Source organism: Streptomyces sp. NPDC027189, assembly GCF_055566975.1.
The window spans coordinates 204,953-220,977 of record NZ_JBVHRI010000006.1 but is presented as its reverse complement, the minus strand read 5'-3'; the positions used below and the strand labels follow the sequence as shown (position 1 = coordinate 220,977).

The following is a 16,025-nucleotide window of genomic DNA, read 5'->3' as shown; positions in this document are numbered from 1 at the left end:
GGACCCCACGGCCGCCATGCGGCCCCTCAGGGACCAGTGCTCGAGTTCCGGTTCAGTAGCGTGGTGGCATGCTTCATGAGGTGACCGATGCCGATACCGCCGAGGCAGTGGGCAGCGGTGATGTACCTGTGCTGTCCACCGCGAGGCTTGTCGCGTGGATGGAGGCGGCAACCGTGCACGCCGCCGCACCGTTCACCGCAACGGGCCAGACCACGGTCGGGACCGCGGTGCGCATCGAGCATCTCCGGGCGATCCGCGTGGGCGGTCGGGTGGAGGTCATCGCCGAGCCGCCTGGCGCCGCGGCAGGTCGGCGGCTCACTTTCCTCGTGCGAGCACTCGACGACTCCGGAGAGCTTGTCGCGGCGGGAGAGATCGACCGGGCGATCGTCGATCGGCAGCGGTTCCTCGCGGTGGCACTGGGCCCCGATACGGCCCGCTGAACCTCGCCGGCTCCGCGACGTGCGGTGGGGAAGGCCGGCTCGCGATGGCGGACAGGGGTTGGATCCACTCGTCGCGTCAGAAGTCTGCCTCCCACTGCCCCTCGTCCAGTGCCCGCTGAGCGCCGAAGGACAGGTCGAGGACGACCCCCGGACCTGTTCGTGTCTCCCCCGGTCGGGGGAGACGGTCCCCCCGCGCGCGGGATCTTCCCGTGCCGCCCGGCAGCTGTACTGAAACGGTCAGCGATGCACGGCAGGCACCGCCGAGACGGCGCACGACGTCACCGGTGCGGCTGTGACAGGGGAGGATTCACATGCGTACCTGGACGAGACGACGTCTGTTGCTTTCGGCAGCCTCGACGGCCGGCCTCGCCGCCACGGCGGCCGCACCCGCGAAGGCCGGCCCAGCCCGGCCCGGGCGTGACGATGTCTTGGAGCGCCTGCGTGGTCTGCCGGGGCTGAGGATCGTCGAGGAACGGCCGGGTGCCGAGCCGGGGTACCGCTTCTTCGTGCTCGGGCTGCGCCAGCCGGTCGACCACAGGAACCGGGCGGCCGGCACCTTCGAGCAGCGCCTGACCCTGCTCCACACCTCTGCCGACCGTCCCACCGTCCTGTTCACGACCGGTTACGAGGCGGCGCTCACGCCCCGGCGTGCCGAACCCACCGTGCTGCTGGGCGGCAACCAGATTCAGGTCGAGCACCGCTTCTTCGGCACCTCGCGCCCAGCGACGCTCGACTACACACACCTCACCATCCGCCAGGCCGCCGACGACCACCACCGCGTCGTACGCCTCTTCCGCGGGCTGTATCCCGGCGCGTGGATCTCCACCGGCGGCAGCAAGGGCGGCATGGCCAGCGTCTACCACCGCCGTTTCCACCCGCACGACGTGGACGGCACCGTGGCCTACTCCGCTCCGAACAACGTCGACGACCGGGAGGACTCCGCCTACCTCCGCTTCCTGGACACCGTGGGCACCGCAGCCTGCCGCGACGCCCTTAGAGCGGCGCAGCGGCAGATCCTGCTCCGCCGCGCCGACATGGCCGGCCGCTACGAAGCCTGGGCAGCCTCCACCGGCACCGCCTTCGGCATCATCGGCAGCGCCGACAAGGCGCTCGAGATTGCCGTGCTGCGCGCACCGCTCATGTTCTGGCAGTACGGCACCGCCGCGGACTGCGCCGCCATTCCTGGCCCGGATGCCACCACCGACGCGTTGTACGCATGGCTGGACGACACCGCCGCGCTGCCCGTCTACGCCGACTCCGTCGCGCGGAACTACATCCCGTACTTCTACCAACTCGGCACACAGCTGGGCTACTTCGATGTCCCCACCGCCCACCTGGGCGGCCTCCTGCGCTACCCGGACGCCATCCAGCCCCGTACCTTCGTCCCCCGCGACATCCCGATGCGCTTCGACTCCGCCGCCATGCCCGACATCGACCGCTGGGTCCGCCGTCGCGGCAGCCGTCTGCTGTTCGTCAACGGCGCCCAGGACCCCGCAGTTGCCGAACCGTTCCACTCGGACTCCCCGGACTCCCGCGTCCTGTGGGCTCCCGGCACGAACCACCACGCCACCATCGCCGCCCTCTCGTCCACCGACCGCGCCGAAGCCGTCGCCACACTCACCCACTGGGCCGACGGCCGGTGGTGTGCCTAGCAGGGCTCCGGAACCTCGGGCCCGCCCGACCTGAGGAACTCCGCCATCGCGCTCAGGTCCCGGCCGCCGAAGCCTCCTTCGGCGGCTGTACGGACCAACCGGCGGTTGAGCCGCGCCTGTTGCATCGATGCGCCGACACGCTCGGCGAGGTCCAGGACCAAGTCCAGGTCCTTGGCGACGAGTTCGAGGGTGAAGGCCACGGGCGCCTCGTCCGGATGCAGATACGCGTCCCGCTTGTACCGCACGAAGGGGGCGGCCACGGCGCTCGCGGCGAACACCTCGTACGCGGACTCCCTGGGAATCCCCGCCCGCTCGGCGAGCACCAGCGCCTCGGACAGCGCCTGATTGAGCCCGTGGACAACGGAGTTGACCGCCAGCTTCATCGCCGCTCCCCTGCCGCTGTCGCCCACATGGACGACCCGCTCGGCCAGCGCGTCGAGTACGGGGCGCACTCGCTCCAGCGTCTCGCCGGAGCCACCCGCCAGCACGGTCAGCCTGCCTTGTTCGGCGAAGCTCACGCTCCCGGACACGGGCGTGTCGAGCAGTGCCGCACCCTGCTTGTCGACGAGGCTGTGCAGGACCGAGACTGTCTCCGGCGCGATGGTGCTCGTCTCCAGCACCACGCTGCCCGGGCGGAGTCCGGCCGCGATGCCGTCCCCTCCGCCGTACGCCGCGCTCACGGCCGCGTCGTCGGCGAGCGAGACCAGCACGACGTCCGCGGACGCGGCGGCCTCGCGGGCGGTGGCCGCGACGCTGGCTCCCGCACCGGCGGCCACCGCCTCGGCCTTCTCGCGCGAGCGGTTGTGGGCCGTCACCTCGAATCCCGCGCGCCGCAGCCGCCGCACCATCGCACCGCCCATGCGCCCGGTCCCGATCACCGCGAGCCGCATCGTCTTCGTCATCGGAGCAGCCATCCTCCGTCGACGGCGAGATCGACCCCGTTGACCGAGCGGTTGCGAAGCAGGAAGTCCACGGCGTCCACCACGTCGCGCATGGTGGCGAGTCGACCCGTCGGGGTCCGCGCGCGCAGACCCGCGAGCACCTCGTCGGGCTTGGCCGACCAGAACGGGCGTCGCCACCGGCCTGGCCCTCACCGCGGTCTCCGCGACCGCCCTCGCACAGGCCGCCCAGCCGGCCGCCGCGAGCGAGCAGGACCAGCTGCAGGCGCTCTACCAGGCGGCCAAGGCGGAGGGCGGCAAAGTCACCGTCTACATCGGCGGCGACGCGCCCGGCCAGTGGGACTCGCTGGCCGACGCCTTCACGAAGCAGTTCCCGGACGTGAAGCTCCACCTGGTCACCGACCTGAGCAAGTACCACGACGCCCGTATCGACAACCAGCTCGCCACCGGCCACCTGACCGCAGACGCCGCGATCCTGCAGACCGCCCAGGACTTCGACCGCTGGAAGAAGCACGGCGACCTGCTCAAGTACAAGCCGGTCGGCTGGAACAACGTGTACGCCAACGCCAAGGACAAGGACGGCTATTACACCGGCGTCTTCTACGGCGCCTTCTCCTACCTCGTCAACACCGAGCAACTCCCGGCGAACCAGGGCGACTTCAAGGGCACCGACCTGCTCGAGCCCGCCTACAGGAACAAGCTCATCCTGACCTACCCGAACGACGACGACGCCGTGCTCTTCGGCTACCAGCAGATCGTCGACAAGTACGGCTGGAACTACCTGGCCAAGCTCGTCCAGCAGAACCCGAAGCTGATCCGCGGCGTCCCCGGCTCGTCGGCCGGCGTGGCGAGCGGCGACTACCTCGCCTCCATCGCCGTCGGCGGCGACTCCCGCCCCCATGGCACCCAGGTCTTCTCGAACACGGAGCGCTTCAACTCCTGGGCCCAGCGCGGCGCCGTCTTCAAGAGGGCCCCGCACAAGGCGGGCGCCAAGCTCTTCATGAGCTGGCTCAACTCCCAGGCCACTCAGAAGAACGCCATCGCCACCTGGACCTGGTCCGTCCGCGAGGACGTCGCTCCCCCGACCGGCCTCAAGCCCCTGGCGTCGTACAAGAACACCGACCCCGACGCGTTCGTGAAGTTCATGTCCAACCGAAGCGCCGTCGAGCGCTTCCGCTCCCAACTCGAGCTCTACGTCGGCCAGGTCAAGGGCGCCGACCCCGCCGATCCCACGGGCACCCTCGGCCGCACCCCGGGCGCCTTCTGAGGAACGACCAGAGGTCTCCGGCCCGGATTCGGCCCGGTCCAGGCCGGAGGCCTCGGCGGGTGGATCGGATCCGGTGATCCACCGCGGTACAACTCTTCAGTCGCGGCGTGCGTCTGATGGACGGGAACTCACGTTCCCCCGCAGTTCGTCCATCCGTCGCCGATGCTTCACCCAGAGGGACCTCCATGCTGCAGACCGCTCCCGGTTTCCCCGTGCTCCGCAAGACCGCCGGCGCGGTCGGCGCCGTCGCCCTGATCGCACTGGGTGCCGCGCCCGCCGTCGCCGACGACCCCGGCCCCGGACTGGCCCTGGGAGAGATCGCCCCGATCGACGGCCTGAAGCCGGGCAGCAGCGTCGACGTCCCGGTCACCTTCACGAACAAGGGCACCAAGGCAGTCGACAAGATCTGGCTGTCGTACTCCGTCACCCGCGGGCTGAGCCAGGCGGAACTGCCCTCCAACTGCCTTCGCTACGAGGTCTCTTCCTTCGACGAGGCCCCGAGTTTCTCCGACGCCGTCTGCGAATTCGATCAGACGGTGGAACCCGGCGTCGTCTACGCGCCCGAGAAGTCGCTGACGCTGAACGTTCTCGACCGAGCGCTGTACGACAGGCTCCGGGTGACGGTCGCCACCACCGACACCGCCCCCGGGGACGGCGCCTCGCAGCCCGTGCGCGGGACCGGACCCGCGGTGAAGCTGGTCGCACGGCCCGACACCACCCCGACCGGCACCGGCTCCACCGCGCACCCCGACTGGGACGCGGCCGATGTGGCGGTGACCACGGCGAACACGGCCGACTTCCAGGTGTCCGGAGCCCGGGTCAAGGGACGCGTCGGGGACACGGTCACCCTGGCGGTGAAGTTCACCAACGCCGGGCCGGGCTGGGTGCGCAGGGACATGGGCACCCCGGCGACCCGGGTTCTGGTCAAGATGCCCGCCGGTACGACGGTCACCAAGGCTCACGGGTTCTGCGAAAGCGTGGGGTCCGGCAGCTACGACTGCGGCACCAGCCAGTCCTGGGTCGACGAACAGGGCGGTGAGACCTACACCTTCACGCTGAAGATCGACAAGGTGGCGGCGGGGGCCAAGGGCTCGGTGGCGCTCGCCGGAGAGCCCCGGCCGTTCGACAAGAACAAGGCGAACGACACGGCCGACATCCTGCTCGACGTCACCGGTGGCGGGTCGACGGGTGGTAGCGGCTCGACCGGTGGCGGCTCGACGTCCTCCACCGGGGGCTCCGGCACCTCGTCCACCGGAGGTTCCAGCACCGGGTCCACCGGCGGTTCCGGTTCCACGGGCGGCTCCTCGAGCGCGACCGGTTCCTCCGGCTCGGCCTCGACCGGTGGCGACCTGGCGAACACCGGTTCCGGTTCCGCCCTGCCCATCGCGGGCGCGGCGGCCGCGGCCGTCGTCGCCGGCACGGGCGCCGTCCTGGTGGTACGCCGCCGCGCGACCCGGCGGTGACGACCGAGCCGGTCCGGCAGGCGGCGGACCATTCCGCCGCCTGCTTCGCGACTCACGGTTCGACGTCCTCTCGCGCGAAGTCCTGACCTGCTCATCGACGGGCGAACCGGCGCGCCAGGAGGGCCGCCGGGACGGCGACCAGGAAGGCGAAGACCAGCACGGCGTCGCGCACCGGCACCGTCTGGACGGCCAGGCCCAGCCCCAGCACCGGGAGCGACAGCCCCAGATAGGCGGCGAGGAACAGTCCGGTGAGCGTCTCACCGCGCCGCTCGGGCACGGCCAGCGACAACACCGTACTGACACTGCCCTTGAAGGCCGTACCGGCGGCCGCCCCGGAGACCGCGCCTCCGACGAGGAACAGCGGGAGGTCCGCCGTCCAGACGGCGGCGGTCAGCGCGGCCATGCCGACCGCGAGCAGCCCCAGCCCCAGGAGCAGTTGGGTACGGGTGCTCAGGCGAGCCAGCAGGATCTGTGCCAGCGCGGCCGAGCCGAAGACGAGGAAGGCCGCGAGTCCGGTGACCGTGGGGGAGGCGACGTGCAGGTCCCTGAGGACGACCGGAGTCAGCGAGGTGAACAGCCCGAACACCGCGAAGGCGATCAGAGCCGCGCCGGCCGCGGCGAAGAAGGCGGGACGGGCCCGGTCGGGAACGCTGATGCGCTGCGGGCGGTAACGCGGCCGCGGCTCGGGCCCCTGCACGGTTTCCGGAGTCAGGACCACGGCCACCGCTCCGACGACGAACAGGCCGAGGAAGAGCAGGTAGGGGGTTTTCAGGGGGGCCGAGGTGTGCTCGGCGAGGAGCCCGGAGACCAGTGGCCCGAGCCCCAGCCCGCCGAGGTTGGCACCCGTGGCCACCACATTGGCGCGGACGGGCGAGGCACTTGGCCGGGCCTGCCGGTGGAGGTCGTCCAGGTACGCGGTGGCCGTCGCCGTCAGGAGTCCCACGCTCAGTCCCGACAGCAGACGGGCCACGAGCAGGACAGGCACGGAGGACCAGCTCGCGAAGACCAGGGCCGAGGCGATGCTGAGCGCGATCGCCGGGAGCAGCACCGTTCTGCGCCCGAACCAGTCCGACAGATGTCCGGCCAGGAAGAGTGCCGCCAGCACACCGACGGCATAGGTCGCGAAGACGATCGTGACGACGAAGGGTCCGAACCCGTCGGCACGCTGGTACAGCGGGTAGAGCGGGGTGGGCACGGTGGAGAAGGCCATGGTCAGGGTGAAGGTCGCGGCGACCAGCCAGAAACCCGCGTGGTGACGGGCGGGCGAGTGACGACGTGGGACGCCTCCGCGGCTCCCGGTCGTCCGGGCCCGCATGCCCGGCGCCCGGTCTGTCGTGCTGGTGAACACGGTCATGAGCGACCTCTCCTTCGGCGAATCCCGCATTCGGCTTCGTGACCGGGACAACGCGTGCCGAGAAGCCCGCCTTCCGCAGTTCGCGCGATAATGAACGAAGACTGTTATCTCCATGAGAGATGTCCACGGGGAGATTTCCATGGGATGACCCCAGCCGTCGGGAGCGGTGTTCATGGACCTGAGGCAGATGGAGGTCGTGATCGCCGTCGCCGAAGAGGGCGGCTTCACGGCGGCGGCGCAGCGGCTCCACGTCGTCCAGTCCGCCGTGTCGGGCACGGTGCGCGCGTTGGAGCGAGAACTGGGTACGCGGTTGTTCGACCGCACCACTCACCGGGTGGCGCTGACACCGGCCGGCGAGGCGTTCGTACCGGCCGCACGCACGGCCCTGAGCGCCGCTGAACAGGCGCGGTCGGCGGTGGACGCCGTGCAGGGCCAGCTGCGGGGGACGGTGACGGTCGGCACGATGCAGGGTGTCTGGGCCGGCCTCCACCACGCTCTGGCCGCATTGCGAGCCGAACATCCCGGCGTGGTGGTCCGGCTCCGGCAGGCAGCCGTGGTCGACATCCGTCAGGCGCTGCGCGACGGGACGGTGGACCTGGCTGTGGTCGCCCTCGACCGTCCGCAGCAGCGGGCGCTGGTCACCCGCCTGCTCGCCCGGGAGGAGATGGTGCTGGTGATTTCTCCCGAGCGGGAACTCACCGGTACGGGAGCCGACGGAAAGGTCGCGCTCGACGAGGTGGCCCGGCTTCCCCTGGTGGACTTCGCCCCCGGCTGGGCGATCCGGGTCGCGGTGGACCGTGCCTTCCGTGCCGCTCTCGTCGAGCGCGACACGACCTTCGAGGTCAACGACATCGTCGCGGCGGCCGAACTCGTCCGCCACGATCTGGGCGCCTGCATCATGCCCGAGTCGATCGCCGCACGCTTCCCCGACCTGGCCGTCCGCCGGCTCGAACGCCATGCGCCGCACTGGAATGTCATGGTCGTGCGGCCCCGGGGCGAGGCGCCCCCGGCGGTCGCCGCGCTGCTGCGGCACATCACGTGACCGCGCGGAACTGCTCACGTAACTCAGCGCCGTCCTCGGGGTCGTGGACCGGGCCAGGACCGAGACCGAGCCTCTAGGCGCCGACGGGGTCTCCGGGGGAGAGCCGGGAGCGGAGCCGAAGTCCCAGGACCACGGCCAGTCCGAAGGCCACAAGGAGGGCGGCGACGGCGAACGTCCAGTGCGTGCCGCGAACTATCGCCGCGGGCGCGGCTGTGGTCACCTCGCTCGTGCCGGCGGCGAAGGCGAAGACCGTTCCCATGACCGATGCGCCGGTCATGAGTCCCAGGTTTCGGGCGAGGTTCAGCATGCCCGACACCAGGCCACGCCGACTCGGGGAGACATCCTTCATGACCGCGGTGTTGTTGGCTGCCTGAAACAGCGCGTAGCTCGCCGTGACGGCGACCAGGGGCAGGACATATCCGATGACACCGGCCGCCGGGGGCATCAGGGAGAGGGTCACGGCGCCGCCGAAGATGCCACTGAGTCCTACGACCACCATGGCCCCGGCTCCGAAGCGATCGGTGGCGCGGCCGGCCGGTACGCCGGTGAGGGCGGACACGGCGGGGCCTGCCGACATCACCAGACCGATGAGCGCCGGGTCGAGGTCGAGTGCCCGGGCCAGGTGGAAGGGTCCCACGACGAGGGTGGTCATCATGACGGTCGAGACCAGGGCGCTCGTCGTCAGACCTGCGGCGAGGACGGGATCGCGGAGCATTGAGAGGGTGAGCAGCGGGGACGAGACCCGGCTCTCGGTGAAGACGAACAGGGCGAGGCCTGCCCCCGAGACGACGAGCAGTCCGATGGCGAGCGGGCCGAACGAGTTCCCTTCGATCGTCATCGCCAGCGCATAGGCGCCGAGAGTGATCGCCAGCAGGGCCGCGCCCACGGTGTCGAACCGACGGCGTGAAGAGCTCGTTGCCGGTACGGCATCGGGCAGCACCCGGAAGGTGAGCGCGAGCGCGACGAGACCGAGCGGCACACCGGCGAGGAAGATCGCACGCCAGCCGAAGAGCGTGATCAGGGCTCCACCGAGGGTGGGTCCCAGCGCCGTACCGACGGCCGACATGGTGCCGAGCAGTCCCATGACGCTGCCGGTGCGGTCCTTGGGCACCGTCTCACCGACAAAAGCCATGGTGAGCGCCATCATGCACGCGGCGCCGGCCCCTTGGAGTGCCCGGGCGGCGACCAGGAGGGGAAGGTTCGGGGCGAGACCGCACAGCAGCGTCGCGAGGGTGAACACGGCGATGCCGCTCTGCAGGAGGCGACGTCGGCCGACGAGGTCGCCGAGACGGCCGGCTCCGACGATCAGTGTCGTGATCGCCAAGAGATAGGCGATCACGACCCACTGGACCTCGTTGAAGCCCGCGCCGAAGGCAACGGCCATGTTCGGCAGGCCGACGTTGGCGATGCTGATGCTCAGTGAGGGCAGCAGCATGGACAGCGACAGTGCGCTGAGCGCCCAGGCCAGTGGTGGACGGCGCCCGGGCGACGTCTGCTCGGTCTCGGTGCACGGAGGGGTTACCGGTCTCACGACGGTGGCCTCTTTCTGGAGTCGACGGGATCGCAATGAACGTAGGTCCCACTTCGACTTGGCGGAAGACGCAAAGATGGAAAGCCATTTGTGCACGCGACGCCATACTCCGATCGATCCGTGAGATCGTGTGCGCATGTCCAGGCCCGATTTGAATTTGCTGGTCACGCTGGACGTCCTGCTCGAGGAGGGCAGCGTCACGCGGGCAGGAGAACGGCTTGCCCTCAGCCCGTCCGCGATGAGTCGCGCGCTCGCGCGACTTCGGCGGGCCACGGGTGATCCGCTGCTGGTGCGGGCCGGGCGAGGGTTGGTGCCCACGCCGCGCGCCTTGGAACTGCGCGACCGTGTGCGTGGCTTGGTCCGGGAGGCCGAAGAGGTACTGCGGCCGGCCGAGAAGCTGGACCTGGCGACGCTGGAGAGGGCGTTCGCGTTGCGCAGCAGCGATGGGTTCGTGGAGAGATTCGGACCCGCGTTGGTCGCCAAGGTCGGCAGCGAGGCACCCGGCGTGCGCATGCGGTTCCTGCAGAAGACCAAGAAGGACATCGGTCCCTTGCGCGACGGCATGGTCGACCTGGAGACGGGCGTCGTCGAACACCCGCTGCCCCCCGACGTGTTGAGCAAGCCTCTGTTCACCGACCGGTTCGTCGGGGTGGTGCGGAGCGAGCATCCGCTGAGTACCGCGAACGTGACGACGGCCCGGTATGCCTCCTCGCGACACGTGCACGTCTCGCGGCGCGGTCTGACGGAGGGTCTGGTGGACGAGGCTCTCGCCCCTACGGGCCGCCGACGGAATGTCGTGACGGTCGTCGACGGCTTCAGTGCCGCGTTGGCCCTGGCCAAGGCTTCGGACCTGGTCGCCACGGTTCCGGAGCGGCACACCGCGGACCTGCGGCGAGGGATGTGCTCCTTCGAACTGCCCTTCCTCGCTCCCGAGGTGACGGTGTCGCTGCTGTGGCACGTCCGACTCGACGCGGACCCGGCTCACCGCTGGCTGCGCGACTGCGTACACGGTGTGTGTCACGTCGACGGGCAGGATTGACGGCTCGGCGAGGCCACCTGCACGAGAGCTGAAGGCGTCCGGTGGAGTCGATGTCGTACGCGAAGACACCGGCGAGCGGCTCCACCGGCAGCGGCCCGACGACGGGCACCGCCACTACCTGACCTTGATGGACGACGAGATCCATCGGCGGACCCTTGGCGCATGGACGGACGGGGGGTGGCGCCCCGGACGGCGACTGTCCGGGGCGCCGGGCCGCGGTGTTCAGTGCAGGTCGGCCCTGGCGGGGCTGTCGTCGAGGAAGCCGCCCGACTGGTGCTGCCACAGCTTCGCGTAGGCGCCGTCCGACGCGAGCAGCTCCTGGTGCGTGCCCTGCTCGATGATCCGTCCACGGTCGAGGACGACGAGTTGGTCCATGGTGGCGACCGTGCTCAACCGGTGTGCCACCACGAGCGCCGTCCGCCCCTCCATGAGCCGCCACAGCGCCTCCTGGACGAGGATCTCGCTCTCGGAGTCCAGCGCGCTGGTCGCCTCGTCGAGCAGCAGGATCGGCGCGTCGCGCAGGATCGCCCTGGCGAGGGCGACCCGCTGGCGCTGTCCGCCGGACAGCTTGACGCCACGCTCGCCCACCATGGTGTCGAAGCCGTCCGGCAGCGCGTCGGCGAACTCCGTGACGTGCGCCGCCTCGGCCGCGCGCCGGATCTCGGCGTCGGTGGCGTCCGGCCGGGCGAACGCGATGTTGTCCCGCAGCGTGCGGTGGAACATCGCCGGGTCCTGCGGCACGTAGGCGATCAGGCCGCGCAGGTCGGCCTGGCGCAGCCTGCTGATGTCCTGCCCCCCGATCAGGATCCGCCCGGCGTCGATGTCGGTCATGCGCAGCAGCAGCCGGGAGAGCGTGGTCTTGCCGCCGCCGGACCGGCCGACGAGACCGATCTTCGTCCCGCTGGGCACAGCCAGGTCCAGTCCCTCGAAGAGCGGCTCCGCTCCCGCGTGGGCGAACGTCACCCGATCGAAGCGGACGTCGGCGGCCCGGGACAGCAGCGGTTCCGGCGACACCGGGTCGAGCACGGTCGGCGGCTTCAGCAGCAGTTCGGTGAACTGCGCTGCCTCCGTCATCGAGCTCTCCAAGCGGCGGTAGATCTGGTTGAACTCGAACATGATCCGCGTCGCGTTGCTGTAGTACGTGAAGGCGACCACGACCGCCTCCACGCCGTGCGTGCCCCCGCCGAGCGCGACGGCAAGCAGCAGGCCCAGCGCGTTGGTCAGCACGGACATCGGTGCGACCAGCGTGTCGATGCGCAGGTTGCCGTAGTCCCACGACCTCAGCGAGAGCCGCCGCGACTCGGCGACGCGGGAACGGTGCTCGGCGGCCTCGCGTTCCTCGGCGGCGAACGCACGGACCGTGTCCATGTTCATCAGGCTGTCGGCGACGTGGCCCGACACCCGGGCGATCGCCTCCTCGCGCCGGTCGACGAGTGCCTGGCGGCGACGGATGAGGGGCGTCACGCACAGCGCTGTCAGCGCGATCATCGCCAGTAGCCCGACCACGAGCAGCGGTTCGTAGCGCCACAGCACCACCGATCCGAACAGCAGCGGCACGAAGCTGGCCACGACCGAGAACGTCAGCGTGTCGACGAACTCCTCGAAGCGGGAGGCGAAGCTCAGGACCCGCTTGGTCAGCGACCCGGCGAAGTTGTCGTGGAAGAACGCGGCGTCCTTGGCGAACAGCTCGTCCATGCCGATCACGTACAGCTGCTCGATGCCGAGGGCGTCAAGGCGGTTCAGGCAGTGCAGGCCGAGCCGCCACAGCGTCTCCGCGAGCAGCAGGACGCCGGCGAAGCCGAGGACGTAGGGCAGCGTCGAGCCCATGGCGATGTCGGCGTCGCCGGCGATTCGGCCGATGAGCTTCGCGACGACCAGCGGCGCGACGTAGTTGATGCAGATGTTGCCCAGCGCCGGCAACAGCATCGCGGGCACCGTCAGCCGCCGGAGGCGGGCTAACTCCCGTCCGTAATAACGAAGTGCGAGGAGCACCGAGCCCTTGCCCGGCCGAGCCTCGCGCGATTCAGGCGATTCCATCCCAACCCCGAGTTGTCGTGCGGCGGCCCGCCACGTGCTGCTGTGGGGAGATGCCGTGGCCTCAATGTCCGTGCGGAGCTTTGGAGTGAGTGCCCTTACTCGGGTCGTCCTCCGACAGGCGGGGCACGACGACGGAGCCTCCGCGGGCCTCGCGGCGACGCCACCATGCGAGTACGGGCAGGTCAGGAGTCGCAGTTTCCCGCGGCGGCGCCCGCGCAGTCCAAGCGTTTTTCTCGGCCAACGGCGTGCCGTGCACATGTGCACCCCCGGCCGCAAAAATCGTGTGCGGCCCGTCAACACCACTTCGCCGGATACTCCTCGACCCCGCCCTTCACGTCTCCGGCGGCGACGGCACGCACGCCGGAGCCTTGGACGGCGAGCACGAGGACGGGGCCGTGGCGGAAAGCGCCCGCACCCCTGCTCCGGGCGGGACGCGGGGAGCGTAACGGGGTCGGCCGGACGCCGCGCCAACAGCGCGCCGGCCATCCCTCTCGCGCCGTCCGTCGAGGCTGCCCGACCTCGGCCGGGGTGGTGGGGGGGGTGTCCCCCCGCAACCCACCCCCCCCCCCCCGGATGCGGTCCCGCTCAACCAGAATTTTAACCTTCCCTCTCCCCCCGTCCTTAGGGACTCCCCCACCGCAACCGGGGTGGTGGGCTCTCCTACCCCCCCCCCCCACCACCCCGGCCGAGGTCAGTGTCCACGGAACGCCTCCTCCAGCCACCAGGCCCCGCGATCATTGACCACCTTGGCGTCGATGAGCAGAGGTGCGGACCGTGGGCCGCCGACCCAGTCCTCGACGGCCTTCAGGTCCGCGGGTGTGCGCACGGTCACCGCCTCGAAGCCGTACCCTCGCGCCACGGCGGCGATGTCCGTCGGCGGGAATCTGACTGTGTCGAGCGGATGCCCGTCCGGCCCGAAGTGGTGCACCTCCGCTCCGTACGCGTCGTCGTTGTACACCACGACCACCATGGGCAGCCCGAGCCGGCGTACGGTGTCGAGTTCCACGGCGCTCATCAGCGCACCTCCGTCGCCGAGTGCGGCCACGGGCAGCCGTTCCGGCTGTGCCAGGGCGGCTCCGATCGCGGTCGCAAGACCCAGACCGATCGACTGGAACGCCTGGGTGAAGCACAGGCCGTTGTGGTCGGGCACCGAGAGGTACATGCTCGGGTAGCCCATGAAGTTGCCGGAGTCCACGCCGATCACCCGCTCCGCGGGGAGGATGTCGTCGAGCGCGATGCTCAGGGTCCGTGGGTCGATCCGCTCGCGGCCGCCTTCGTCGTCGTACGGCACGTCCCGCCACCGGATCCGTGCGGCGATGGCCGCCTCGATGCCGGCGGTCCGGTAGCCCTGTCGTGACGCGCCGCCCGCCGTGCGGCCGAGCGCGTGCCGCGCCGTGAGCTCGGCATCGCCGACGATGCCGAGCTGCACGTTCCGGTGCGCGCCGAGCGCGGCCGCGTCGTCGTCGACCTGCACGACGGTGGCGTCGGGGCCGATCAGCCGACCGTGCCGCATCGTCCACATGTTCAGCGCACAGCCCCAGCCCACGATCAGGTCCGCCGCGCCGATCAGCTCGGCCGCCAGAGGCGACGAGAAGCCTCCGGACACGTCGAGCGACCACGGGTTGCCGTGGAACAGTCCGCGGGCGACGGCCGAGGTCGCCAGCAGCGCGCCGTAACGCTCGGCGAGCGCCGCGAGGGCGTCCCGGCAGCCGGGCGTGCGGGAGCCCCGGCCGGCTACGAAGACGGGCTGCCGGGCCTGTTCGAGCGCCTGCACCAGCGCGGCCACGTCGGCCGCCGTCGGTTCGACCGCGGTCCGTTCGGAGGGCGGGGCGATCAAGGCCGGTGCGCCGTCGGGTACTTCCAGGGCCTGCACCGCCAACGGAAGGTTGAGCACTACGGTGCGCCGCTCGTGCACGGCTCGTCGTACCGCGTCGCCGGCCTGCACGACCGCGTCCTGCGCCGATGTCACGCGCGCCGTGACGGCGCCCACCGCCTGCGCCAACGCCGCTTGGTCGACGTAGAAGTTGGACCTCGGTTCGGTCACCTCGGCGGCCAGCACCAGGAGCGGTGTGCGGCTCTTGGCCGCCTCGGCGATGCCGGTCATGGCGTTCGTCAGGCCAGGGCCCTGGTGCACGCTCAGCGCGGCCACCGTGCCGCTCGTCCGCGCGTAGGCGTCGGCCATGGTCGCCGCACCGCACTCATGGCGTGCGGCGACGAACCGCGCGCCCGCCGCGACCATGGCATTGGTCAGGTGGAAGTTGCCCGAACCGACCACGCCGAACACATGGTCGACCCCGGCCGCGGCCACCGCCCGGCCGACGGCCTCCGCGACCTTCATGAACGCTCCACCAGGGCGAGCACCCGTGCGGGAGCTCCGGAGCCGCTGACGATGGGCAAGGGGCCCGCGATGACGACGGCGCCGGTCGGGGGCAGCTCCGCCAGGTTCTGCAGCTGGGTCAGCCCGTACTTGTCACTGCCCATGAGATACGAGTGACAGGGGAAGGCCGGGTCGAAGGAGTGCGCACGTCCGGCGTCGGTACCCACCGTCTCGACACCGAGACCGATCACCGGCGACTCCTCCGCCACCCATCGGGCACACTCCGGCGACAGACCAGGGGTGTGCGGGCCGTTCTCGTCGGCGTTGACGAACGCCTCCTGAGAGTGCGAACGGGCGTCCCAACCGGTGCGGAGCAACAGCCAACCGCCCTCGGGCAATGGTCCGTTGTCCGCCTCCCAGGCCTTGATGTGGTCCACCTCGACGAGGAAATCTGGGTCCTTGGCAGCCGCGGCGGAGAAGTCCAGCACCGCCGCGGGTGCGATCAGCCGACGCGCCGGCACTGACGCCACGTCGGCACGGTCCTTCCCGGTGACCCAGTGCACCGGCGCGTCGAAGTGCGTGCCGGTGTGCTCACCGCTGCGGAAGTTGTTCCAGTACCAGGCCGGACCCCGGTCGTCGTACCTGCTGATCTCCTCCAGTTCGAACACCGCCGTCTGACCGAACTCGGCCGGCAGTTGGATCACCGGAGTGGACGACGACAACGGGGAAGTGAGGTCGACGACTTCGATCGCACCACTCCGCAGTCCGGCTGCCAGGGCGGCGAGGATGGAGGGCTGGGGCATGACGACCTCCTGAGACATGGCTGAACCGGCGGCAACGCAGGACGCGTCGACGACCGCTGGACTCCCAAGAGTGTCAGCCGATGCCCAGGGCGCGCGAGGTTCGCCACGGTCTCACCACTGAGGGCTGCCGCACCATCCGTTCGCCGAGCGTCGCCGCTCGACCACCTGCGGGTCAATACAC

At 70.6% G+C, this 16,025-nt stretch carries 12 protein-coding genes; 6 read left to right on the top strand and 6 right to left on the bottom strand.

Annotation, left to right across the window (positions count from 1 at the left end):
* Window positions 1–80: 80 nt before the first annotated feature.
* Both ACZ4RZ_RS17100 and ACZ4RZ_RS17095 read left to right on the top strand, forming a co-directional pair.
* Window positions 81–440, top strand: coding sequence for a thioesterase family protein (locus tag ACZ4RZ_RS17100; protein WP_467745349.1), 360 nt, complete (start codon window positions 81–83; stop codon window positions 438–440).
* A 311-nt stretch (window positions 441–751) separates the two neighbouring features.
* Window positions 752–2,092, top strand: a complete 1,341-nt coding sequence (locus ACZ4RZ_RS17095) for a S28 family serine protease (protein ID WP_467745348.1) — start codon at window positions 752–754, stop codon at window positions 2,090–2,092.
* Here ACZ4RZ_RS17095 and ACZ4RZ_RS17090 read toward each other — a convergent pair.
* On the bottom strand, window positions 2,089–2,994 hold the full coding sequence (locus ACZ4RZ_RS17090) for an NAD(P)-dependent oxidoreductase (protein ID WP_467745346.1): 906 nt from the start codon (window positions 2,992–2,994) through the stop codon (window positions 2,089–2,091). The genes ACZ4RZ_RS17095 and ACZ4RZ_RS17090 overlap by 4 nt on opposite strands.
* Before the next feature lie 376 nt (window positions 2,995–3,370).
* On the opposite strand from ACZ4RZ_RS17090, the gene ACZ4RZ_RS17085 reads away from it, so the two are divergent.
* Window positions 3,371–4,258: an ABC transporter substrate-binding protein gene (locus ACZ4RZ_RS17085; RefSeq protein WP_467745345.1), complete on the top strand. Its 888-nt coding sequence runs from the start codon at window positions 3,371–3,373 to the stop codon at window positions 4,256–4,258.
* 185 nt (window positions 4,259–4,443) lie between these two features.
* Complete coding sequence (locus ACZ4RZ_RS17080) at window positions 4,444–5,721, top strand: hypothetical protein (RefSeq protein WP_467745344.1); 1,278 nt, start codon at window positions 4,444–4,446, stop codon at window positions 5,719–5,721.
* A 91-nt stretch (window positions 5,722–5,812) separates the two neighbouring features.
* Here the strand turns inward: ACZ4RZ_RS17080 and ACZ4RZ_RS17075 are convergent, their stop codons facing one another.
* A complete protein-coding gene (locus ACZ4RZ_RS17075) occupies window positions 5,813–7,075 on the bottom strand; it encodes an MFS transporter (RefSeq protein ID WP_467745342.1) in 1,263 nt (420 codons plus the stop codon).
* Window positions 7,076–7,247: 172 nt separating this feature from the next.
* Here ACZ4RZ_RS17075 and ACZ4RZ_RS17070 point away from each other — a divergent pair, with 172 nt between their 5' ends.
* Complete coding sequence (locus ACZ4RZ_RS17070) at window positions 7,248–8,117, top strand: LysR family transcriptional regulator (protein WP_467745341.1); 870 nt, start codon at window positions 7,248–7,250, stop codon at window positions 8,115–8,117.
* A gap of 73 nt (window positions 8,118–8,190) precedes the next feature.
* Here the strand turns inward: ACZ4RZ_RS17070 and ACZ4RZ_RS17065 are convergent, their stop codons facing one another.
* A complete protein-coding gene (locus ACZ4RZ_RS17065) occupies window positions 8,191–9,648 on the bottom strand; it encodes an MFS transporter (protein ID WP_467745340.1) in 1,458 nt (485 codons plus the stop codon).
* 136 nt (window positions 9,649–9,784) lie between these two features.
* On the opposite strand from ACZ4RZ_RS17065, the gene ACZ4RZ_RS17060 reads away from it, so the two are divergent.
* On the top strand, window positions 9,785–10,687 hold the full coding sequence (locus ACZ4RZ_RS17060) for a LysR family transcriptional regulator (RefSeq protein ID WP_467745339.1): 903 nt from the start codon (window positions 9,785–9,787) through the stop codon (window positions 10,685–10,687).
* 222 nt (window positions 10,688–10,909) lie between these two features.
* Here the strand turns inward: ACZ4RZ_RS17060 and ACZ4RZ_RS17055 are convergent, their stop codons facing one another.
* The 3 genes from ACZ4RZ_RS17055 to ACZ4RZ_RS17045 form a co-directional block, all read right to left on the bottom strand.
* A complete protein-coding gene (locus ACZ4RZ_RS17055) occupies window positions 10,910–12,724 on the bottom strand; it encodes an ABC transporter ATP-binding protein (protein ID WP_467745338.1) in 1,815 nt (604 codons plus the stop codon).
* 691 nt (window positions 12,725–13,415) lie between these two features.
* Window positions 13,416–15,062 carry a thiamine pyrophosphate-binding protein gene (locus tag ACZ4RZ_RS17050; RefSeq protein ID WP_467745336.1) on the bottom strand — a complete coding sequence of 549 codons (1,647 nt, stop codon included), beginning with the start codon at window positions 15,060–15,062 and terminating at the stop codon, window positions 13,416–13,418.
* A complete protein-coding gene (locus tag ACZ4RZ_RS17045; RefSeq protein ID WP_467745334.1) occupies window positions 15,059–15,844 on the bottom strand; it encodes a cyclase family protein in 786 nt (261 codons plus the stop codon). The genes ACZ4RZ_RS17050 and ACZ4RZ_RS17045 overlap by 4 nt, the downstream gene beginning before the upstream one ends.
* Window positions 15,845–16,025: the final 181 nt, after the last annotated feature.